Here is a 22929-nt window from a genome sequence, read left to right as displayed (position 1 = left end):
AAGCGCCTACAAAAAACGTTCTCAAGCCACTGCTTCACATTATTCTCCTTGTGACTCGCGCCGCTGGGCAAGTCTTATAATTCAATATAAATCTCATAGGGTTGGCCTTCTCGCTCTACGGTGAGCGTCAATTCCGTTAACTCAGACAAGGCGTTGAACACCTGTGTCATTGCCGCGGCGTCTTTTAGGTCGAGGCCATTGATCTGCACCGCGATATCGCCATTTTGCAAACCCACCTCATCAAACAGTTCTCGGTCTTTACCCGGAGAAAGGCGGTAACCCACCACATCATCACCTTCTTTAATTTGCGACATGCGCACGTACTGAAACACCTGTTTGGCGTCTTGGCGTATCTCTTCTCGGATACGCTCTAAGGTATCAGGGGAGATGTCCACTCGATGGCTGGATGACCCTTTCGATGAAGAGGAAGAAGGCGCCGACTGCGCAGAGTAGTCGATGCCTTGCAGCATGATGGTTTCATTGCGCCCCGCGTTGTCGATGATGACGCGATCGCTGTGGACTTGGACCAACTTGGCGCGCGTACCTTGAATGGCTTCACCGATGCCGACCGTCTCTTGCTGGCCCTTGTTGGCGATGACCGCCAAGCTCTTCTCGCTGTTGGAGCTGACCACCGCGCCCACCAGAACCAAATTGAGACGACTTTTGGGCGCTTCTTGAATCGGCGCCGCCTCGGCTGGGGCCTCTTGGGTGTAGCGGCCAAATAGGTGACTATTTTGCAGAGAGGAGAGGTTTAAGCGCTCTGGCGCAGTTCGGGTGACTTCACCACTGGCGCGAATGGAGCGTGATACCACACTCGGCGAGTCCACCATCCACCAGACCAGCTCGCCCGCCAGCCAAGCGCACACCACCAAGAGCACAACGGTTAGCCCGCGACTGATTTTTGCTTGAACCTGACTGTGTTTGAGCGACATGCCGAGTTGCGACAGCCGAGTTGCCGAAAATTCCACTCAATTTCCTTATTGTCTGCACCTGGGAGTCCTGATATTCGGGAAAAACGACTCTCTGTGCAGGGAGTTAACACTGTTCTCATTGTATCAAAGTTTGCTATGAGCTCACTATCAATGCCACTGGGCGCGCTGTTAACGAACGAAAATTTGCCGATTTGCTTGAAAAATCGGATCTCCATCACCATTGTTAACGAATCGGTTATGCCGTGACCAGGTCATCGGCATCCCACTTCGATGTTTTTCGTATATGAGGTCGCCTTTTTCACCTCTTTCATCTCAATACAGAGCCAAGAAAGAGACGATGACGTTCATGCACGCTTATTAGAGAGTAAAAACCACAATGGGTTCCCAAACAGATGTCGTCAGGCTGGATAAATGGCTCTGGGCGGCTCGATTTTACAAAACACGCTCGATTGCACGAAACATGGTCGATGGTGGCAAAGTTCACTATAATGGCCAGCGCAGTAAACCGAGTAAAGCGGTGGAGCTTGGCGCTGTCATCACTCTGCGCCAAGGTACGGAAGAGAAAACCGTGGTGATCGAGAAGATTTCCGATCAACGCCGCGGCGCCCCTGAAGCGCAAACCCTATATAGTGAAACCACAGAAAGTATCGCCAAGCGCGAAGACAATGCCTTGCGTCGTAAGCTTCATGCTCACAACCCAAGCCCAGATCGTCGCCCGGATAAAAAGCAGCGTCGCGACATCATCAAATTTAAACATCAATAATGTCTACCCGCACCAGCAAGGCAAAAATTTACGAGGAATCGCCACATGGCAAGCAATGTTTTGAATCGCTACTTATTTGAAGATCTATCAGTACGTGGCGAGTTGGTACAACTGGACGAAGCCTACCAACGCATCATTTCCAGCAAGGAATACCCGGTCGCTATTCAAAAGCTACTGGGTGAGCTGCTTGTATCAACCACTCTTCTCACCGCTACGCTGAAGTTTGAAGGGTCCATCACGCTGCAACTGCAAGGGGATGGCCCGGTCTCTCTCGCGGTGATTAACGGTGACAACAAACAGAAAATCCGCGGTGTGGCGCGCTTTGAGGGCGACATTGCCGATGATGCCAGCATCCACGATATGATGGGTAAAGGCTACTTGGTGATCACCATCGATCCGAAACAAGGCGAACGTTACCAAGGCATCGTTGCGCTGGAAGGCGACACCTTAGCCGAAATCCTCGAAGGCTACTTTGCTAACTCTGAGCAGTTGAAAACGCGCCTATGGATTCGCACCGGTGAATATGAAGGGACGCCGAAAGCCGCTGGCATGTTGATCCAAGTGATGCCCGATGGCACCGGCAGCGCCGATGACTTTGAGCACTTAGAGCAGCTCACCAATACCGTCAAAGATGAAGAGTTGTTCTCACTTGAAGCCAATGAGTTGCTTTACCGTCTATACAACCAAGAGAAAGTCCGCCTGTTTGAACCGCAACCTGTTGCGTTCCATTGTGGCTGCTCGCGTGAACGCAGCGGCGCGGCGATCATTACGCTCGACCGTGCGGAAGTAAACGACATTTTGGCCGAAGCCGGTTCAATTTCTTTACATTGTGATTACTGCGGCACGAATTATTCGTTTGATGAATTCGAAGTCGCCGAACTGTTCTCACAAGCCTCAAATGGCAATTCCACGCTGCATTAATTTTCATAACGCAGCAAGCGTGTAATTTTTCTATCAAAAGGCCGACTCTATGTCGGCCTTTTTGTGATCCAATGGCCGTAATCACTCGCTTCAGCCGTAATAAACTAACCTCTTAATTTTAAGCAATTAATAATCCCTTACGCTCTAGCGCAATGCTTTGCGCACACGATACACTGATCGCGCCAATATGTGATGAGTCGCTTAAAACCCCACGAAAATTACGGTTAATCTTTGAACTATATCCCTGTTTTCGAGCAAGCCCATTGCTAGCATGGTGAGCAGATAAATAAAAAAATACTTACAAAATCCCTACAAAAATATTCCTATAAGGAGCACCTATGACCGTTATGGAACATACAAAGGCTGCAACACTTGATCTTACCAAGCACGGACTTCACAACGTAAAAGAGGTGGTACGCAACCCCAGTTACGAAATGTTGTTCGCAGAAGAAACTCGCGCGGATCTGGAAGGCTACGAAAAAGGCGTAGTCACCGAACTCGGCGCAGTCGCTGTTGATACCGGGATTTTTACCGGCCGCTCACCAAAAGATAAATACATCGTGAAAGACGCCACCACCGAAGAGCACATGTGGTGGACATCCGACGCGGTGAAAAACGACAACAAACCTATCGATCAAGCAGTCTGGAACGATCTCAAAGCCTTGGTCACCCATCAGCTATCTGGCAAACGCGTGTTTGTGATTGATGGCTACTGCGGCGCCAACCCTGATACGCGCCTCAGTATTCGCGTCATCACTGAAGTGGCGTGGCAAGCCCATTTCGTGAAGAACATGTTCATTCGCCCAAGCGAAGAAGAGTTGGCAACGTTTGAGCCCGACTTTGTCGTCATGAACGGCGCGAAGTGCACCAACGATAAATGGCAAGAGCACGGCCTCAACTCAGAGAACTTCACCGTGTTCAACCTCACCGAGCGCATGCAGTTGATCGGCGGTACCTGGTACGGCGGTGAAATGAAGAAAGGCATGTTCGCCATGATGAACTACTTCTTACCATTGAAAGGCATCGCGTCTATGCACTGCAGTGCCAATATGGGTAAAGAAGGCGATGTGGCGATTTTCTTTGGTCTCTCTGGTACAGGTAAAACCACACTATCCACCGATCCAAAACGTGCCCTGATCGGTGACGACGAGCACGGCTGGGATGACGATGGCGTGTTCAACTTCGAAGGCGGCTGCTACGCCAAAACCATCAAACTATCGAAAGAAGCCGAGCCAGATATTTACCACGCCATCCGTCGTGATGCCTTGTTGGAAAATGTCACGGTACGCAATGACGGCTCCATCGATTTTGATGACGGTTCGAAGACTGAAAACACACGCGTTTCCTACCCTATCGAGCACATCGACAACATCGTTAAACCGGTGTCTAAGGGTGGTCATGCGAACAAAGTGATCTTCCTCTCTGCGGATGCCTTCGGCGTGCTGCCTCCTGTGTCTAAATTGACGCCGGAGCAAACCAAGTACCACTTCTTGTCTGGCTTTACCGCCAAACTTGCAGGTACAGAGCGTGGCATTACCGAGCCAACGCCGACCTTCTCTGCCTGTTTTGGTGCTGCGTTCCTCACGCTTCACCCAACCAAGTATGCAGAAGTGTTGGTCAAACGTATGGAAGCGGCGGGTGCTGAAGCCTACCTCGTCAATACCGGCTGGAATGGCAGTGGCAAACGTATCTCTATCCAAGATACGCGCGGCATCATCGACGCCATTTTAGATGGCTCGATTGAACAGGCAGAAACGAAGCACATTCCAATCTTCAACCTCGAAGTGCCGACCTCTCTACCGGGTGTCGACCCTGCTATTTTGGATCCCCGTGATACCTACGTTGATCCATTGCAGTGGGAAAGCAAAGCCAACGATTTGGCCGAGCGCTTTATCAACAACTTTGATAAGTACACCGACAACGCCGAAGGTCAATCACTGGTTGCGGCAGGGCCACAACTCAAATAACGTGACCCTTCACCGTTAACTGTCGCCAAGCCCCTCATTTGAGGGGCTTTTTGATTGCCTGTTGAAGCAAAATGTTTCACTCTAAACACAAGGTGACCCCAACGGACTCGACTGTGAAGAAAACACTCAAGTGGTTAATGATCTCAATATTACTGATGGCGATGATGGCTATCGGTGCGCTGTTTGCTGCGTTGCACACGGACAAAGCGCCGCAAGTGGTCAAGCAACTGCTTGAGTCCTTAACGCCGTATCAGATCGAGATTGCGTCACTGCGTTACACAGCGCCTTACCAGTTTGAAATGGAGCAAGTCTCCCTGCGCCTTGCCGCTGGAAAGCCCGATTCCCTCTCTAGCGATGCAGACCATAACCTCCCCACGCTCCAGGTGCCCAAACTGACTCTGTGGCTCAGCCAGTGGCCGTGGAAGGAGAGCAAACTCGCCTTCGACTCCGTTTTGATAGAAGAAGCTCGCTTGGATGTCACACAACTGCGCGATTGGTTGAACCCGCTTGGCGATGCTGCGCGTTCTCCTCTGCCCATTCATACCCAGCAACTGGCGTTGAAGCATGTCGATTTGAGCGGCGCCCACTGGTCAGCGCGCGATGTGGATCTGCAAATTCAGGCGCCAAGTTGGCAATCCGATACGCAAACAGTGCCATTCGGCGACATTCAACTGGCGGCGAAGCAGCTCTACATTCACGGCGAAGCGTTGAATAACCTACTGATTGATGGTCGCTATCGCGCACAAAACAGCACCGTCTATGGTGCCTCGTTTGACTGGAATAACGCGCAGCTCTCAGGCCAAGCGGAGCAATATCCGCACGGCTGGTCACTGGTCAATGTGACGTTAACCCATCCAAACCAAAATCAGCCGCTCAACATTGAGCGCCTGCGCCGCAGTCTCGCCGCGGTGACGCTGCCGATTGTTCACATCAACAGCTTAGATATTCTTGGCGCAACTTTGCGCTATCAAGATTGGCAATTGGACAATCTCGATGCCTCGCTGGAAAACCTAGACCTCACCCAATCGCTGTGGCAACAAGACAATGGCTACCTATCGCTTAGCGCCGATCGTATCCACAATGGCGAGCTGGCATTGCTCTCGCCACTGACCAAAATCACCTTCAGTCAAGGTGAGCTCAATGTTCAGGAGTGGGATGCGGATTTCAAACAGGGGCGGGTGCAGCTGCGCGGTAAGGTCAGCCCAACGCACGTGGCGCTCGATGAGGTCAAACTCAATAACATCAAATGGTTGGAGGATACACAAAGCCTGCTGAACGGGTTTGAGCGTTCGCACTCCACCCTCGACACGCTCTCTATCGAACAATTGCACATCAACAATGGCCAAGTCATCCAAATCGAAAAAGCGCCCTATTGGCAGCTCAGTGGCCTCAATGTTCGAGGCAAAGGGCTGACCTTGATTCAAGACCACCAGCTTGGACTCTTTGCGGGAGAGCTGGAAGTAAGCGCCAACAACGCCAGTTACGACAAGCTGCTGACGACGCAAGCGGTGCTCAATGCGCGCGTGGAGCAAGGTATCGTCTATCTGGATCGCTTTTTTGCTCCGTTGGCCACGGGTTATATTGATGCGAGCGGCCACCTCGATAGACGCACCATCAGCCGTCCTTGGTCGCTCACTTTGCACGGCGATGGCCTGCCGCTAGAGCAAAGCTGGCTTTTGCGCTGGCTGCCCTTTACCTTGAGCGGATTTGCCGAACTCAGCGCCGAGCTGTCAGGATTAGCGGGTGATTACAACATGCTGGCGCACAGCGTGTCGGGCAAAGTGACATTGGCCATGCATCAAGCCAACTTGGAAGCGCACAGCAGTGATGGTGAGCAGCAGTATCAACTCGCGTTGCCCAGTGAGCCGCTCGTCAGCCACGTTGATCGCGGCCGCATTGAACTGAGCGCGCCGTTTGACGCGCCCAGTATTGCCGGCCACATCGATTTGACCAAACCACGCTTTGCCACCTTGCTGATTAAAAGCGAATCTGGCTGTCAGCACCTTTGGTCAGAAGTGTTCAGTCAGACTACTCAGATCTTCGACCGCTGCCCTTAAGCAGCGGGTTAAACGGCCAGTTCGCGCCCGGCTTCGCCAAGCATAGTGCGGTAATCAGGCAGCAGCATGTAGGTACCAATAAACTCCACCGCCGCCACATCGCCACTGTAGATGGTGACATGGATGACGATGCGCGCTTTGCGCCCTTGCGCTAAGCGGTCCAAATCGCCGCTGATGCCATCCAGGGAGGTCGACGCCACCGGGTTTTGTACCACAGGGTGGCGATAGCGAATTTGGCTGTCAGCGAGCACGATGTCACCGTGCAAGTTGCGCTCTTTCATCAACAGCCAAGTCATGCCCCATCCAGTGAGAGTGGCCAATGTAAAGGCGGAGCCTGCAAACAAGGTGTTGTGCGGGTTGAGGTTAGGATTGAGCTGAGAGACACACTCAAATTGATAGCCCGTGTACTGGTTGATCTTAATGCCCATTTTGTCGCTGATCGGGATTTGATGCTCCCAGCGCTCTTGCAGCTCAGTGCACCATTCGGGTTTACGCAGAACATTTGCCATGGGATCGAGCGGCTTGACCATTTGCTGATGGCGCACGGGGCCACGTTCATCCGTCAACTCACCACGGCGCTCAAAGCCGTTTTTCTCATAGAAATCGATCGCGTCCTCACGGGCGTTACACACCAAGCGCTTGGCGCCTTCTTGACGAGCAAGCGACTCGAGCGCGACCAACACCAGTGACCCCATACCCTTGCTGCGACGATTGCCTTTGACCGCCATAAAGCGGATCTGACCTTCGTTGTCTGAGGTAATGTATAAGCGCCCAATCGCCATCGGTCGGCCACGGCCATCAACAATCATACGATGGTGGCTCAGCGGATCAAACTCATCGCGCTCAGAGCCGATTGGCATCCGCCACGGCTCTCTGAGCATTTGCCAACGAAAATGGTAATACTTGTTGAGCTGGTTGTCCGTCTTTGGCGTAATTAGCTTAAACATATCTATCCTTGTGTCTGTGTATTTACGCTTGGAGCCAGAAGGTCACAGGGCCATCGTTGACCAAAGAGACTTTCATATCTGCGGCAAAGCGTCCTCGCTCTGTGGGCAGTACTTGCTCACACAGATCGGAGAAATAATTATAGAGGCGCTCGGCATCCTGTGGCGCCGCGCCGCGAGAAAAGCCCGCTCGCGTGCCCTTTTTGGTGTCTGCGGGTAAGGTGAACTGCGAGACGACCAACAGCTTACCGCCCACTTGCTGCACGTTGAGGTTCATTTTCCCTTCCTCATCGCTGAACACGCGATAAGCGGTGACGCGCTCCATCAAGCGCTTGGCTTTGGCTTCGTCGTCGTCTTTTTCGACCCCAAGCAGGACCAATAAGCCATGTTCAATCTCACCCACGACATCGCCATCGACGCGAACGGCCGCTTCACTCACTCTTTGAATCAGCGCTATCACTCTCTTTTCCTTCTTGTTGTGCGGTCTCATCTGGGCGTGAGTGTACCACGGCTAACGTCTGGCTCCACTTCTCCCGCTCACCAAGAGAAGCGGTCACTTCTGCGCCAATCAACACAATCAGCCAGCACAAATAGACCCAAACGAACAAAATCGGAATCGCGGCCAGCGCGCCATAAATTAACTGATAGGAAGGAAACTGAGTAATGTAGAGGGCAAAGCCTTTTTTGCTCGCCTCAAACAGCAGCGCCGCAACAATCGCACCGATCACCGCATGGGTAAAACGGACCTTTTTATTGGGCACCAACATATAAAGACCAATAAAGGCGAAAAAGGACAACAAAAACGGCAACCAGCGCAGCATCAAGGTGTAGATACTCGACAAGGTTTCATGCTCAAGAATTTTTAGCGAGGTGACGTAAGAGGTCGCGGCGATACTTGCCCCAACTAGGATAGGGCCGAGTGTGAGCACCATCCAGTACATCGAAAAGGAGAACACCAAACGGCGCTTTTTGCGCACCCTCCAGATGTAATTGAGATTCTTATCGATGTTGGAGATCAGCATCAGCGCAGCGACAAATAAGAACGCACTGCCGATCGCCGTCATCTTGCCCGTATTGGTGACAAATTGCAGCAGCGCGTTTTTCACCGCATCGCCCGCCGCAGGGACAAAATGGGTAATGACAAAGTCTTGAATCACCTCGCCTGCGTTCTCAAATACCGCAAACGAGGACAAAATGGACAGCAGCACCGTCAACATGGGCACGATCGACAGCAGCGTAATGTAGGCCAAATACCCCGCATTCACACTGACGCGGTCGTGGTCAATGCGCGCAGCGAGGTAGCGCACAAACAGCGCAGCCAGCTTGATGACAGGCTCCAATTTCAACTTGTATCTCCTTGTTTCCTCAGTCATCCTATGACTTTATCAGGATTAACAGTATAAACCTAAACGTGCGCGCCGTGGGGCAATAAGCCAAACTTCTCACACGCGTGTTCGGTCAGAAAAGGAATTCACTATGCCGCAGCTACTCACCCTTATGCTCTCTCTGCTGACCTTGGTTGGCTGTCAATCCACCTACTATTCAGCGATGGAGCAAGTAGGCTATCACAAACGCGATATCATGATCGATCGGGTTGAAGACGCCAAAACGTCACAGCAAGAGGCGCAGCAAGAGTTCAGCAGTGCGCTTGAAGCGCTCTCGGTACTGACGCAGTTTGATGGCGGTGAGCTGGAAAGCGTCTACGAGCAAATCAACGACAAGTACCAAGCCAGTGAGGAGGCGGCAGAAGAGGTAGCCGCGCGCATTGCCGCGATTGAAGATGTTTCCGAGGCGCTGTTTGATGAGTGGCAAGAGGAGCTGGATCTCTACACCAGCGCGACGCTGCGCCGCTCTAGCGAAAAAAAGCTGCGTGAGACCAAAGCCTCTTACCAAACCATGCTCAAAGCGATGAAGCGCGCAGAAAGTAAGATGACCCCAGTGCTCAACACGCTGCGTGACAATACGCTCTATCTCAAACACAACCTCAACGCTAGCGCGATCGGTTCATTGCAGGGTGAATTTACCAACCTAGAGAAAGAGATTCAGTTTGCCATCGCGCAAATGAACGAGGCGATCAGCGAATCCGATAAGTTCTTGCAAACTTTGCAGCAATAGAGCCCTATTCGGTCTTTCTCTCCAAACGATATTTAGCTCCAGGACATCTCGTCCCCGGGGCATCTCCCCAAAACGAAAAAAAGCCCCGAGTCTTAGACTCGGGGCTCATTAAATACGTTATGCTTTAAGGCGATTACTTCGCTGCGCGAGACGCACGCTTACGGTCGCTTTCCGTTAGGAATTTCTTACGAATACGGATGCTTTCCGGCGTTACTTCGACTAGCTCGTCATCATCGATGAACTCTAGCGCTTGCTCAAGCGTCATCTTGATTGGCGGTGTAAGCACCTGCGCGTCATCGGTACCCGATGCACGAACGTTGGTAAGCTGCTTACCTTTCAGTGCGTTAACGGTTAGGTCGTTGTCACGGCTGTGAATACCAATCACCATGCCTTCGTACACTTCCACACCGTGACCGATAAATAGGCGACCACGCTCTTGAAGGTTGAACAGCGCGTTAGTCAGCGCTTTACCCATAGCGTTAGCAATCAGTACACCGTTGACACGTTGACCGATGTTACCGCCTTTGTGTGGCGCGTAGCGATCAAACGTATGGTAAAGAAGACCAGAACCCGACGTTAGCGTCATGAATTCGGTTTGGAAACCAATCAGACCACGAGATGGCATTTCGAAGTCCATACGAACGCGGCCTTTACCGTCTGGAGACATGTCTTTTAGCTCACCTTTACGTAGGCCGATGTTCTCCATGATGCCGCCTTGGTGCTCTTCCATCACGTCGATCGTTACCGTCTCGAATGGTTCCAATAGCTGACCATTCTCTTCTTTGATGATAACTTCAGGACGCGATACCGCAAGCTCAAAGCCTTCACGACGCATGTTTTCAATCAGGATAGAGAGGTGAAGCTCACCACGGCCTGATACGCGGAATTTGTCTGGATCGTCAGTTTGCTCAACGCGTAGTGCTACGTTGTGGACCAGTTCTTTCTCTAAACGCTCAAGGATGTTACGTGACGTCACGAACTTACCTTCTTTACCCGCGAATGGAGACGTGTTGACTTGGAACGTCATGGTCACTGTTGGCTCATCAACAGACAGTGGTGGTAGCGCTTCTACTGCGTTTTGTGCACAGATGGTGTCAGAGATTTTAAGCTCACCCAGACCTGTGATGGCGATGATATCACCCGCGTTCGCTTGCTCCACTTCGTGACGCTCTAGGCCAAGGTAGCCCATGACTGTGCCAACTTTACCGTTGCGCGTTTTACCGTCTGCACCGATGATCGTCACTTGTTGGTTCGCTTTTACGCTACCACGAGTCACACGAGCCACACCGATAACACCCACGTAAGAGCTGTAGTCTAGCTGAGAAACCTGCATCTGCAGTGGACCATCAAGGTCAACATTTGGCGCATCAACCACATCAACGATGGTTTGGAATAGAGGTTCCATGTTCTCGCCTGTTGCGCCTTCTTCTAGCGTAGCCCAGCCGTTCAGTGCTGACGCGTAGACCACTTTAAAGTCTAGCTGTTCGTCGGTCGCGCCTAGGTTGTCAAATAGATCAAACACTTGATCCATTACCCAATCAGGACGAGCACCAGGGCGGTCAATCTTGTTGATGACAACGATAGGTTTTAGGCCATGTGCGAAGGCTTTTTGCGTTACGAAACGGGTTTGCGGCATCGGGCCGTCTACCGCGTCAACGATCAGTAGCACTGAGTCTACCATCGACATGATACGTTCTACTTCACCACCAAAGTCCGCGTGTCCTGGGGTATCAACGATGTTGATGCGGTAGTCATTCCAGTTGATGGCGGTGTTTTTCGCCAAAATGGTGATGCCGCGCTCTTTCTCGATGTCGTTCGAGTCCATGACTCGCTCTTCCGCTTCACCGCGAGACTCAAGCGTGCCTGATTGCTGGAGCAGTTTGTCAACCAGCGTGGTTTTACCGTGGTCAACGTGCGCGATGATCGCGATATTTCTTAAATTATCAATCTGTGGAGTAGCCATGGATTTGATTCACTCGAATATGAGAAACACGCCGTTTATCTTAGGTGAATAAGGGCCATTGCCCTATTACCTATCAAACCGCGTGCTTACTTGATTAAAAAAACGGCCATAATGTACCAGATTTTCGCAAAAAACCCAGAAATATGTGATCTGCTTCGGCTCTTTTCACCTTTATTTTCCGTTTTTTCTCACCGGCATTCCAACACGGCCTGACGTACCGACGCACCTTGCAGATTAGGTGAAAAATGCGGATTGACAATTGAGCAAAATCTAGGCTGAATGGTGTTCGGTCTTGAGTCATATTGGTGCATGAAAATGAAATTGCACCAAAACAATGCACTACCAGATCATTTTGGTGCAACAACTTGCACCAAACTTAAGCCCCATCCGCTAATTAATTGAAATTAATGGATTAATTTTTTTGGCATGATTTTGGCTTAGTTTGGATCAGCATCGGTTAATCAAGCGACACGGAATTAATCAATGCTGGATTTTTCCAAATCGAGTCATTCACGCTTTATCAACACTGGAGGTTTTCCAAGATGTCAGTAGAAAATGTTCTATCGCTGATCCAAGAGAACGAAGTTAAGTTCGTTGACCTACGTTTCACAGATACAAAGGGTAAAGAGCAACACATCTCTATCCCGGCTCACCAAATTGATGCGGACTTCTTCGAAGAAGGCAAAATGTTTGACGGTTCTTCTGTTGCTGGCTGGAAAGGCATCAACGAGTCAGACATGGTGATGATGCCAGACGCAACAAGCGCTGTACTTGACCCATTTACCGAAGATGCGACTCTGAACATTCGTTGTGACATCCTAGAGCCTGCAACCATGCAGGGCTACGATCGCGACCCACGCTCTATCGCAAAACGCGCGGAAGACTTCATGCGTTCAACAGGTATTGCTGACACAGTGCTTATCGGTCCTGAGCCAGAATTCTTCCTGTTTGATGACGTAAAATTTGCGACTGACATGTCAGGCTCATTCTACAAAATCGACGATGTAGAAGCGTCTTGGAACACAGGTTCTGATTACGAAGAAGGCAACAAAGGCCACCGTCCTGGTGTGAAAGGCGGTTACTTCCCAGTTGCGCCAGTTGACTCTTCTCAAGACATCCGTAGCGCCATGTGTTTGATCATGGAAGAGATGGGTTTGGTTGTTGAAGCGCACCACCACGAAGTGGCGACAGCGGGTCAAAACGAAATCGCAACTCGTTTCAACACATTGACAAACAAAGCTGACGAAATCCAAATCTACAAGTACGTTGTACACAACGTTGCTCACGCATTTGGTAAAACAGCGACCTTCATGCCTAAGCCACTCGTGGGTGACAACGGTAGCGGTATGCACGTTCACCAATCTCTAGCGAAAGACGGTGTGAACCTATTTGCTGGCGACAAGTACGGCGGCCTATCTGAAACTGCGCTTTACTACATTGGCGGTATCATCAAGCACGCTCGCGCAATCAACGCGTTTGCTAACCCGTCAACCAACTCGTACAAGCGTCTTGTCCCAGGCTTTGAAGCACCTGTTATGCTCGCTTACTCAGCGCGTAACCGCTCTGCATCAATCCGTATCCCTGTGGTACCAAGCCCTAAAGCGCGTCGTATCGAAGTCCGCTTCGGTGACCCAGCAGCGAACCCATACCTATGTTTCGCAGCAATGCTGATGGCGGGTCTTGACGGTATCAAGAACAAGATCCACCCAGGCGAAGCGATGGACAAAGACTTGTACGACCTACCAGCTGAAGAAGCAGCAGAAATCCCAACTGTTGCCTACTCGCTGAAAGACGCACTAGAAGAGCTGGATGCAGACCGTGAGTTCTTGACAGCAGGTGGCGTATTCTCTGACGACTTCATCGACTCTTACATCGGCCTAAAAGCGCAAGATGTAGAGAAAGTGAACATGACAACGCACCCACTAGAATTCGAACTTTACTACTCAGTATAAGTCTCGCTATAAAAAATCTAGTCGCGACGTTTCGTCACGTTACATAATTCTAAGGCTCGCCTCGCAGGCGAGCTTTTTTTATCTGTGCACTTTGCCACTCTTGACTACTATGGGTTCACACCGTCAACGTGAGAGCTTAAGTATGAAACCTCTAGCCCCTTTCACTGCGTTCACTTTACTGAGTCTATCCTTTGTAAGCCTGCCGCTTTGTTACGCCCAGACTGTCTACACTTGGGTCGATGATGAGGGGGTGCGCCACTTCAGCGATTCACCCGGTCATGAACGGGCAAGCGCGTTAACCTTACCTGACGTCGACTCCCCGCCGCCCCAACCGGAATTTGATGCCGCCGAGCCAGTGCCAAGCACAGACCATTCAAACGCACAAGCAGACGCGCGCAGCCAAGAGGCCACAAGCGCCTCTTCGGAGCACGCCGCTACCTCTTTGCAAGTGAATACACCTTTGCAAGTGACGATTATCTCACCCAGTGACGATCAAGCCGTGCGCAGCAACAGCGGCCGTTTGACGATTCAAGGCGAAGCCAACCGAAAACTGGCGATTGGCGAGCAGTTTCAACTGTTGATGAACGGTCAACCCTTTGATGCGCCAACACACCGACCAAACTGGTCCTTGACCAATGTGGACAGAGGCTCACACTCTTTTATTATTCAAGCCTTTAGAGACGGCAAGCTTATTGCATCTTCCAACCCTATTACGGTGCATCTACAGAGAGTCAGTACCGCTGCGGCGCCGAGCTCGCCCTAAGCCCATAAAATCAAGCTTTTGAGCTTTTACTCTCTCTGGGATTGCGCCATACTTGGGTGTTGCAATGCACCATTTTTGTGCATTGCACTATTCAGGTTCACGGAAGAGGGTAAACCGAGTGGAAAGTGGATTAAACGACATCATCTTGAATCATCAAGTGACCGCGATACTCATCATGAACGAGTCGCTTCAGGTTCGCTACGCCAACCCTGCTGCCGAGCAACTCTTTGCCCAGAGCATGAAACGCATTGTGGGCCAACCACTCTCTCATTTAGTTCAGCACGCTTCGATGGATCTCGCCTTGTTGTCGCAGCCTCTGCAAAGTGGTCAAAGCATTACCGACAGTGACGTGACTTTTGTCGTTGATGGCAAACCGCTGATGTTGGAGGTTACCGTCAGCCCAATATCTTGGGAAAAGAAACTGATGCTGCTGGTTGAGATGCGTAAGATCGGTCAACAGCGCCGCTTGTCACAAGAGTTGAATCAGCATGCGCAGCAGCAAGCCGCTAAACTCTTGGTGCGTGGCCTTGCGCACGAGATCAAAAACCCACTTGGCGGCCTACGTGGTGCCGCTCAGTTGCTCGAGCGCACCTTGCCCGATCCGACACTGACCGAATACACCCACATCATCATCGAGCAAGCGGATCGCCTGCGCGCCTTAGTCGACCGACTGCTTGGCCCGCAGAAACCAGGCAAAAAGCAGCTCGAAAACTTACACCTCATTTTGGAAAAAGTTCGTCAGTTGGTCGATCTAGAAGTCAATCAGCGTATCGAGATAGAACGCGACTACGACCCAAGTTTGCCGGAAATTTTGATGGACGCCGACCAAATTGAGCAGGCACTGCTCAACATCGTGAGTAATGCCGGACAGATTTTGTCATCGCAAGACAATGGCAAGATCACTATTCGCACCAGAACGGTGCATCAAACCAATATCCATGGCCAGCGCTGCAAACTGGCAGCGCGCATTGAAGTGATTGATAACGGCCCCGGCATTCCATCTGAACTGCAAGATACGCTGTTTTACCCTATGGTCAGCGGCCGAGACGGCGGAACGGGGCTAGGATTATCCATCGCGCAGAACCTTATCGATCAACATCAAGGAAAAATCGATGTCGAAAGCTGGCCAGGAAGAACCACATTTACGATTTATCTGCCCATTTAAGGTAGAGATTTATTTGCTGCCCGACGTCAAAGGCGAAGGGAAAGACTGTCATTTGGCGATGCTGTGAGGAAAGGAAGTTATGAGTAAAGGATACGTCTGGGTAGTCGATGATGACAGCTCGATTCGTTGGGTAATGGAGAAGACCTTATCGTCGGCCAATATTAAATGCGAAACTTTTGCGGACGCTGAGAGTGTCTTAATGGCCCTTGAGCGCGAGTCGCCCGATGTGTTGGTCTCGGATATTCGCATGCCGGGCATCGATGGCATTCAGCTACTCAAGCAGGTTCACGAGGCCTCACCTGACCTGCCTGTTATCATCATGACGGCGCACTCTGACCTCGATGCCGCGGTCAACGCCTACCAAAAAGGGGCGTTTGAATACCTGCCGAAACCCTTTGATGTCGACGAAACCCTCACCTTAGTGGAGCGTGCGATTACGCACAGCCACGAGCAAAAGCGTGAGCACGCCACCGCCGACCATGACACCTACAGCCCGCCAGAAATCATCGGTGAAGCACCGGCGATGCAAGAGGTATTTCGCGCCATCGGCCGACTATCACGCTCGTCCATTTCGGTGCTGATTAATGGCGAGTCCGGTACCGGTAAAGAGCTGGTAGCACACGCACTGCACCGTCATAGCCCTCGAGCGAGTAAACCGTTTATTGCCCTCAACATGGCCGCGATTCCCAAAGACTTGATTGAATCGGAGCTGTTTGGCCATGAAAAAGGGGCGTTCACCGGCGCCAACAACGTGCGTCAAGGCCGCTTTGAGCAAGCCAATGGGGGAACCCTGTTTCTGGATGAGATTGGTGACATGCCGCTCGATATTCAGACGCGTTTGCTGCGTGTCTTGGCCGATGGTCAGTTCTATCGCGTTGGCGGCCACTCGCCAATCAAAGTGGATGTGCGTATCGTTGCGGCGACCCATCAAAACTTAGAGAAACTGGTTCATGAGAACAAATTCCGCGAAGATTTGTTCCACCGCCTCAATGTCATCCGCATCAAGATTCCGTCACTGCGCGAACGCAAACAAGACATTGAAAAACTGACGCTGCACTTCTTAGCGCTGGCCGCCGAAGAGCTGGGCGTAGACGTAAAGACACTGCATCCGACCACAGTAGACACCTTAAACCGCCTCGATTGGCCGGGTAACGTGCGCCAGCTAGAGAACGTCTGTCGCTGGCTGACCGTGATGGCCAGTGGCAGTGAAGTGTTACCCAACGATTTGCCGACGCAGTTACTGCAAGACAGCCATACGACGCAAAGCAGTGGCGAAGGAAACTGGCAGCAGCAACTGTCGAGCTGGGCGCGAGACGCACTCTCCAAAGGCGACTCTGAGCTGCTCTCTTACGCACTTCCTGAATTTGAACGTATACTTTTAGAAGCAGCACTTGAACATACCAACGGTCACAAGCAGGATGCCGCAAAGCTCCTTGGTTGGGGGCGCAACACACTTACCCGCAAACTGAAAGAGCTTTACTGATTGTATTTAAAGAGAAAATCGAGATGCAACCCTTTGCATGATAAGGATCCAAGGTCTCGATTTTTCTCTGATTTTTTCCTCGCTTGACTGTTTTAAAGCCGATAAGATGACTTAACGCACACGCAAGAATCCGGACTTTATGGCGACCACTCAAATCACTCTAAGAACTGCCGTTGTTCTCCCATTCGTGATGATCTTTATCATCACACTGGGTGTGATTGTTGCGGTGCAAAAAAGCAGTTATGAAGACATGGTCGTGAACGTCAGTGACCAGGCGCTCTCGTCACTGACCGACAACGTCACCTTAGAGCTCAATCACTTTCTCAGTCCCGCCTTTGATGCCAGTCTGGCTATCAGCCACACCATCGGCTTTGGTGAGCTCTATCGTCATGATGATATGCGCCAAATCGAAGCGTATCTGCGCAGCAGCTTTTCGGATCTCTATCGCTCGATCCCTAACTTGGATGCGATTGGTTTTGGTGGTGAAGGCGCCGAATATGTCGGTTTTCGCCGCGAAGCCAATCAAGGGCTGACCTTGATGCTAAAAGACCGCCGCACTTTAGACAAACTGGTGATTTATCGCGGTCAACAGGTCTCTGGAGAGGTTCGCTCCGTCATCGATAACTATGACCCGCGTGTGCGCCCTTGGTACACGCCAATCGCAGACCATCACCATGGTGCCTGGTCGTCCATTTACGCCAATGCCGATGAGCGGCAAGAGATCACGCTGACCGCACTGACGCCCGTGTTTGCTGAAGAAAAGTTTGTCGGCGTGGTGGGTGCCGATCTGAAAATCGACACGTTTAATGCCTTCTTGCGTCAGCAGCGCGATAAGAACAGCGTGATTATTTACATTACGGATGCCGAGCAGCGTTTAGTCGCCCATTCCACCGAAGGGAGCGTCGTTTCTTGGGGGACCACGCAGAGCAAAAAAGGCGACCGCCTGCTTGCCATCGAGAGTGGTCATCCGGTGGTCAAAGCCAGTGCCTTGCACGCCAGCGAGGCCAATCTATTCCAGCAAGGACGTTTCGAGCAGCAGCAATATTATCGCTTCCCGCTTTCGCTAAATGGCCAACGTTACTTCAACCACATTACGCCCTACACCGACTCGCATGGTTTGACCTGGTATATCGGCGTCGCCATCGCTGAGCAAGATTTACTGGGCGATTTGGCACAAAGTCAGCGCAACGGTTGGTTAACGGGTTTATTGGTCAGCGTCTTGGGGGTCCTCGTCTGCCTTATCGCTCTGAACAAAGTGGTCAAACCCATCACCTCAACCGCTGATGCCGCCAAGCATCTTGCCAAAGGCGATTGGGATAGCCACATGCCTAAACCTGGCCATATCTATGAAACCAATCTCTTGGTGTTCGCGTTTAACGAAATGGCAAACAACCTCAAAGCCTCTTTCAAAGCCTTAAAATCGCAACTGCTGTACGACTCGCTGACTCGCTTATATAGCCGTGAAGGGCTGGTCGATACCTGTGATAGCCTGAGAAAGCTCGAGGGGACCCTGCTGTTAGTCGGGATCAACAAATTCCGTGATATCAATGACAGCCTCGGCCACCTGCAAGGCGATCAACTGCTGGCGATCATTGCAGAGCGGCTGAAAACACGGTTTGAACAAAACAGCTATTTGGCGCGCATCGGTGGGGATGAGTTTGCGATTTATATTCCCGCTCATCGCGACAACGAACCTGCCAATGTCTACGCTAACCAAGTGTTGCAGATGTTTGCCTCGCCGTTTTCCATGGCGAGTGAAAATGTGGTGGTCAATGTCTCCGTCGGGATTGTGGAAGAAGGGCCAAGCCACAACATGACCCTGTGGCTAAGAAACGGCAGTATTGCCCTGAGTAACGCTAAGCAAGAGCCGTCCAACATCAGTTACTACAAACCTGAGATGGCGGATATTTCGCGTAAACGCACACTGATGCAAGCGAAGATCCAATCCGGCGTGGAGAAGCAAGAGTTTTTGCCTTTCTATCAACCGATCGTCGATTTAGCCACTGGCAAGGTGGTCGGCGCCGAAGCGCTAGCACGTTGGCAATCCGCAGACTCTGGGCTTATCTCTCCTATGGAGTTCATCCCTATCGCTGAAGAGAGCGGACTGATTGGCGCCATCGGTGAGACCATTTTGCGTCAAGCGTGTAACGACACGGTGAAGGGGATGCAAGAAGGCAAATGGGATGAGGATTTCCATATCCACGTCAATTTGTCGGTCAAACAACTGTCGAATGTCGATTTGATTGCCTCACTCAAGCGCATCCTTGATGAGTCCGGACTCGATGCCGATAACCTGACGTTGGAAATCACCGAGTCCCGTATTGTCGATAATGACCCAGTGATCATCAAAAACATGCGGGCCATTCGCGATCTTGGTGTCCACATCGCCATCGATGATTTTGGTACGGGTTACAGTTCACTGGCGTATTTGCACAAGCTGCCGTTCGATTGTCTAAAGATCGATCGCACCTTTGTCAACAAAATGCGCCCAGAGCAGCTCGATACGTCGATCGTCGCTGCGATTGTCAACATGACCAAGAGCATGAAAGTGGAACTGGTTGCCGAAGGGATCGAGACCCAAGAGCAAGCGAAAATGCTCACCTCCCTCGCCTGTCCATTAGGTCAAGGCTTCCTCTACAGCCGCCCGATTACCTATCAGGATTGGCCAACAGATCTGGTTAACATGAAGCGATAATCAGCACATCGGGTCGATTTTGCGCGCTTATCCTACTGACACTCACATCATTGACTCTTATACTTAGCTCAAATTAGACCCATTGGATCCGTCATAATGATAACGAAAAATCTCCCGCTTACCGATTTGCACCGTCACCTTGACGGCAATATTCGCACTCAAACGATTTTAGAACTGGGCCAGAAGTTTGGCGTCGCCTTGCCCGCGTATGATGTGGCATCGTTAACCCCCCACGTGCAAATTGTGGAAGCAGAGCCTTCATTGGTTGCCTTTTTGTCCAAGCTTGATTGGGGCGTAGCGGTCTTGGGTGATCTCGACGCGTGTCGCCGAGTCGCCTACGAAAACGTGGAAGATGCTCTGAATGCTCGTATTGACTATGCCGAACTGCGTTTCTCTCCTTACTACATGGCGATGAAACACAAACTGCCCGTGGCTGGTGTGGTGGAAGCCGTCGTCGATGGTGTAAAAGCGGGTGTGCGAGATTTTGGCATTCAAGCCAATCTGATTGGGATCATGAGCCGCACCTTTGGCACCGATGCCTGCCAGCAAGAGTTGGATGCGATTTTGACACAGAAAGATCACATTGTCGCCGTTGACCTCGCTGGTGATGAACTCGGCCAACCCGGTGATCGCTTCGTGAAGCACTTTAAGCAAGTGAAGGATGCGGGCCTCAACGTCACGGTTCACGCTGGTGAAGCGGCGGGAGCAGAAAGCATGTGGCAAGCAATTAACCAACTTGGTGCGACGCGTATTGGCCACGGCGTAAAAGCCATCCACGATCCGAAATTGATGGATTATCTCGCTGAGCAGCGCATTGGCATTGAGTCCTGCCTGACGTCTAATATCCAAACCAGTACCGTGGATTCATTGGCCAACCACCCAATTAAGACCTTCCTTGAACATGGCGTGCTAGCCTGTCTCAACACCGACGACCCTGCTGTTGAGGGCATCGAGCTTCCTTATGAGTATGAGGTCGCCGCGCCGCAAGCAGGCTTGTCAGCAGAGCAAATCCGTCAAGCTCAGATCAATGGTTTAGAGTTGGCCTTTTTGTCCGAAGCCGACAAACAAGCCCTGAGAGAGAAAGTCGCCCAACGCGTCTAGACCGCATCTAGCCAACCGCATCTAGCCAGCCATAGTGCTGGCTTTTTTGTATTTGGCATTTGTGGGTGTCGTTTTTGAGGGCAAAGGTCAAGGACAGGTAGTTTGCAGCGACTCGAAAAACACATGATGGTGACAGTCGCAGTCGGTAGATATAGATTTGAAAACGTAGATATGCTCAGATATGAAAAAAGCCTCGCTATCACTAGCGAGGCTTTCAATGGTGGCGGAGAGATAGGGATTTGAACCCTAGATACGCTATTAACGTATGCCGGTTTTCAAGACCGGTGCTTTCAACCACTCAGCCATCTCTCCACAAATTGTCTAATCAAAGTCTTACTCACCCTTAAAGGTCGCTTTGATTAGGAAATTGTTTCTGTAACGCTGCAGATTTTGGTGTGAGAAGCGCAATGTGCAGTCGCACATGAGCATCACAGTAGCAAAAGATGCAAGTTACGGGAACAATTTATAATCAAAGCCTGGCGATGTCCTACTCTCACATGGGGAAGCCCCACACTACCATCGGCGCTAATTCGTTTCACTTCTGAGTTCGGCATGGAATCAGGTGGGTCCAAATCGCTATGGTCGCCAAGCAAAATTTGTTTAAGTTCCTAGAAGCTGAGTGCCTAGTTCCTAGAACTTAATAATTCGGAAAGCTGTTTACGTTCTTACACATTCAATGTTCTTTCATCGAGTCCATCAAAACCCTTTGGGTGTTGTATGGTTAAGCCTCACGGGCAATTAGTACAGGTTAGCTCAACGCCTCACAGCGCTTACACACCCTGCCTATCAACGTTCTAGTCTCGAACAACCCTTAAGGATACTTAAAGTATCAGGGAAGACTCATCTCAGGGCTCGCTTCCCGCTTAGATGCTTTCAGCGGTTATCGATTCCGAACTTAGCTACCGGGCAATGCGTCTGGCGACACAACCCGAACACCAGAGGTTCGTCCACTCCGGTCCTCTCGTACTAGGAGCAGCCCCCTTCAATCTTCCAACGCCCACGGCAGATAGGGACCGAACTGTCTCACGACGTTCTAAACCCAGCTCGCGTACCACTTTAAATGGCGAACAGCCATACCCTTGGGACCGACTTCAGCCCCAGGATGTGATGAGCCGACATCGAGGTGCCAAACACCGCCGTCGATATGAACTCTTGGGCGGTATCAGCCTGTTATCCCCGGAGTACCTTTTATCCGTTGAGCGATGGCCCTTCCATTCAGAACCACCGGATCACTATGACCTGCTTTCGCACCTGCTCGAATTGTCATTCTCGCAGTCAAGCGGGCTTATGCCATTGCACTAACCTCACGATGTCCAACCGTGATTAGCCCACCTTCGTGCTCCTCCGTTACTCTTTGGGAGGAGACCGCCCCAGTCAAACTACCCACCAGGCACTGTCCTCACCCCGGATAACGGGGCCAAGTTAGAACATCAAACATACAAGGGTGGTATTTCAAGGTCGGCTCCACAGATACTGGCGTACCTGCTTCAAAGCCTCCCACCTATCCTACACATGTAGGCTCAATGTTCAGTGCCAAGCTGTAGTAAAGGTTCACGGGGTCTTTCCGTCTAGCCGCGGGTACACTGCATCTTCACAGCGATTTCAATTTCACTGAGTCTCGGGTGGAGACAGCGTGGCCATCATTACGCCATTCGTGCAGGTCGGAACTTACCCGACAAGGAATTTCGCTACCTTAGGACCGTTATAGTTACGGCCGCCGTTTACCGGGGCTTCGATCAAGAGCTTCGACCGAAGTCTAACCCCATCAATTAACCTTCCGGCACCGGGCAGGCGTCACACCGTATACGTCATCTTACGATTTTGCACAGTGCTGTGTTTTTAATAAACAGTTGCAGCCACCTGGTATCTGCGACTCTCAATAGCTCCATCCGCAAGGGACTTCACCGTCAAGAGCGTACCTTCTCCCGAAGTTACGGTACCATTTTGCCTAGTTCCTTCACCCGAGTTCTCTCAAGCGCCTTGGTATTCTCTACCCGACCACCTGTGTCGGTTTGGGGTACGATTCCAACTTATCTGAAGCTTAGAGGCTTTTCCTGGAAGCATGGCATCAATGACTTCACGCCCTTGGGCGCTCGACGTCGTGTCTC

16 protein-coding genes, 1 tRNA gene and 2 rRNA genes are annotated in these 22929 nt (G+C 51.2%); 11 read left to right on the top strand and 8 right to left on the bottom strand.

Going from position 1 to position 22929, the window contains the following annotated elements; genetic code table 11:
* Positions 1–74: 74 nt before the first annotated feature.
* A complete protein-coding gene (gspC, locus tag AC6R0L_RS01840) occupies positions 75–932 on the bottom strand; it encodes a type II secretion system protein GspC (protein ID WP_500628056.1) in 858 nt (285 codons plus the stop codon).
* Between the two features lie 376 nt (positions 933–1308).
* On the opposite strand from gspC, the gene hslR reads away from it, so the two are divergent.
* From hslR to AC6R0L_RS01820, 4 genes are all read left to right on the top strand, one after another.
* Positions 1309–1695, top strand: a complete 387-nt coding sequence (hslR, locus tag AC6R0L_RS01835) for a ribosome-associated heat shock protein Hsp15 (protein WP_334554939.1) — start codon at positions 1309–1311, stop codon at positions 1693–1695.
* Positions 1696–1740: 45 nt separating this feature from the next.
* Positions 1741–2616, top strand: coding sequence for an Hsp33 family molecular chaperone HslO (hslO, locus tag AC6R0L_RS01830; RefSeq protein WP_500628048.1), 876 nt, complete (start codon positions 1741–1743; stop codon positions 2614–2616).
* A gap of 338 nt (positions 2617–2954) precedes the next feature.
* Positions 2955–4583: a phosphoenolpyruvate carboxykinase (ATP) gene (pckA, locus tag AC6R0L_RS01825; RefSeq protein ID WP_487903079.1), complete on the top strand. Its 1629-nt coding sequence runs from the start codon at positions 2955–2957 to the stop codon at positions 4581–4583.
* A gap of 113 nt (positions 4584–4696) precedes the next feature.
* Positions 4697–6640: an AsmA family protein gene (locus AC6R0L_RS01820; RefSeq protein ID WP_500628047.1), complete on the top strand. Its 1944-nt coding sequence runs from the start codon at positions 4697–4699 to the stop codon at positions 6638–6640.
* 8 nt (positions 6641–6648) lie between these two features.
* Here AC6R0L_RS01820 and AC6R0L_RS01815 read toward each other — a convergent pair whose 3' ends face one another.
* Genes AC6R0L_RS01815 through AC6R0L_RS01805 form a run of 3 tightly spaced genes read right to left on the bottom strand, consistent with a single transcriptional unit; the run spans position 6649 to position 8957 of the window.
* A complete protein-coding gene (locus AC6R0L_RS01815; RefSeq protein ID WP_500628046.1) occupies positions 6649–7587 on the bottom strand; it encodes a bifunctional GNAT family N-acetyltransferase/hotdog fold thioesterase in 939 nt (312 codons plus the stop codon).
* 22 nt (positions 7588–7609) lie between these two features.
* Positions 7610–8044 carry a D-aminoacyl-tRNA deacylase gene (gene dtd, locus AC6R0L_RS01810; protein ID WP_500625617.1) on the bottom strand — a complete coding sequence of 145 codons (435 nt, stop codon included), beginning with the start codon at positions 8042–8044 and terminating at the stop codon, positions 7610–7612.
* A complete protein-coding gene (locus AC6R0L_RS01805) occupies positions 8016–8957 on the bottom strand; it encodes a virulence factor BrkB family protein (protein ID WP_487903083.1) in 942 nt (313 codons plus the stop codon). The genes dtd and AC6R0L_RS01805 overlap by 29 nt, the downstream gene beginning before the upstream one ends.
* 103 nt (positions 8958–9060) lie before the next feature.
* Between AC6R0L_RS01805 and AC6R0L_RS01800 the strand changes: the two genes are divergently transcribed.
* Positions 9061–9699, top strand: a complete 639-nt coding sequence (locus tag AC6R0L_RS01800) for a DUF2959 domain-containing protein (RefSeq protein ID WP_487903084.1) — start codon at positions 9061–9063, stop codon at positions 9697–9699.
* 133 nt (positions 9700–9832) lie between these two features.
* Here AC6R0L_RS01800 and typA read toward each other — a convergent pair whose 3' ends face one another.
* Positions 9833–11662, bottom strand: a complete 1830-nt coding sequence (typA, locus tag AC6R0L_RS01795) for a translational GTPase TypA (protein ID WP_487903085.1) — start codon at positions 11660–11662, stop codon at positions 9833–9835.
* A gap of 542 nt (positions 11663–12204) precedes the next feature.
* Here typA and glnA point away from each other — a divergent pair.
* From glnA to add, 6 genes are all read left to right on the top strand, one after another.
* Positions 12205–13614, top strand: a complete 1410-nt coding sequence (gene glnA / locus AC6R0L_RS01790) for a glutamate--ammonia ligase (protein WP_500625619.1) — start codon at positions 12205–12207, stop codon at positions 13612–13614.
* A gap of 142 nt (positions 13615–13756) precedes the next feature.
* The gene (locus AC6R0L_RS01785) at positions 13757–14377 is read left to right on the top strand and encodes a DUF4124 domain-containing protein (RefSeq protein ID WP_500628045.1); all 621 of its coding nucleotides are present in this window, start codon (positions 13757–13759) and stop codon (positions 14375–14377) included.
* A 118-nt stretch (positions 14378–14495) separates the two neighbouring features.
* Positions 14496–15542 carry a nitrogen regulation protein NR(II) gene (gene glnL, locus AC6R0L_RS01780; RefSeq protein WP_334554963.1) on the top strand — a complete coding sequence of 349 codons (1047 nt, stop codon included), beginning with the start codon at positions 14496–14498 and terminating at the stop codon, positions 15540–15542.
* A 79-nt stretch (positions 15543–15621) separates the two neighbouring features.
* Positions 15622–17025: a nitrogen regulation protein NR(I) gene (gene glnG, locus AC6R0L_RS01775; protein WP_334554965.1), complete on the top strand. Its 1404-nt coding sequence runs from the start codon at positions 15622–15624 to the stop codon at positions 17023–17025.
* A gap of 139 nt (positions 17026–17164) precedes the next feature.
* Complete coding sequence (gene gepA, locus AC6R0L_RS01770) at positions 17165–19720, top strand: phosphodiesterase GepA (protein WP_500628044.1); 2556 nt, start codon at positions 17165–17167, stop codon at positions 19718–19720.
* A 96-nt stretch (positions 19721–19816) separates the two neighbouring features.
* On the top strand, positions 19817–20821 hold the full coding sequence (add, locus tag AC6R0L_RS01765) for an adenosine deaminase (protein WP_487903088.1): 1005 nt from the start codon (positions 19817–19819) through the stop codon (positions 20819–20821).
* A 221-nt stretch (positions 20822–21042) separates the two neighbouring features.
* On the opposite strand, the gene AC6R0L_RS01760 is transcribed toward add, so the two are convergent.
* The 3 genes from AC6R0L_RS01760 to AC6R0L_RS01750 form a co-directional block, all read right to left on the bottom strand.
* A tRNA-Ser gene (locus AC6R0L_RS01760) sits at positions 21043–21133 on the bottom strand.
* Between the two features lie 162 nt (positions 21134–21295).
* A 5S ribosomal RNA gene (gene rrf, locus AC6R0L_RS01755) occupies positions 21296–21411 on the bottom strand.
* 127 nt (positions 21412–21538) lie between these two features.
* Positions 21539–22929, bottom strand: a 23S ribosomal RNA gene (locus AC6R0L_RS01750); the annotation flags it as partial.

The organism is Vibrio sp. R15-SG3-ISO1A (assembly GCF_059833955.1).
This window is presented reverse-complemented; position numbering and strand designations above follow the sequence as displayed.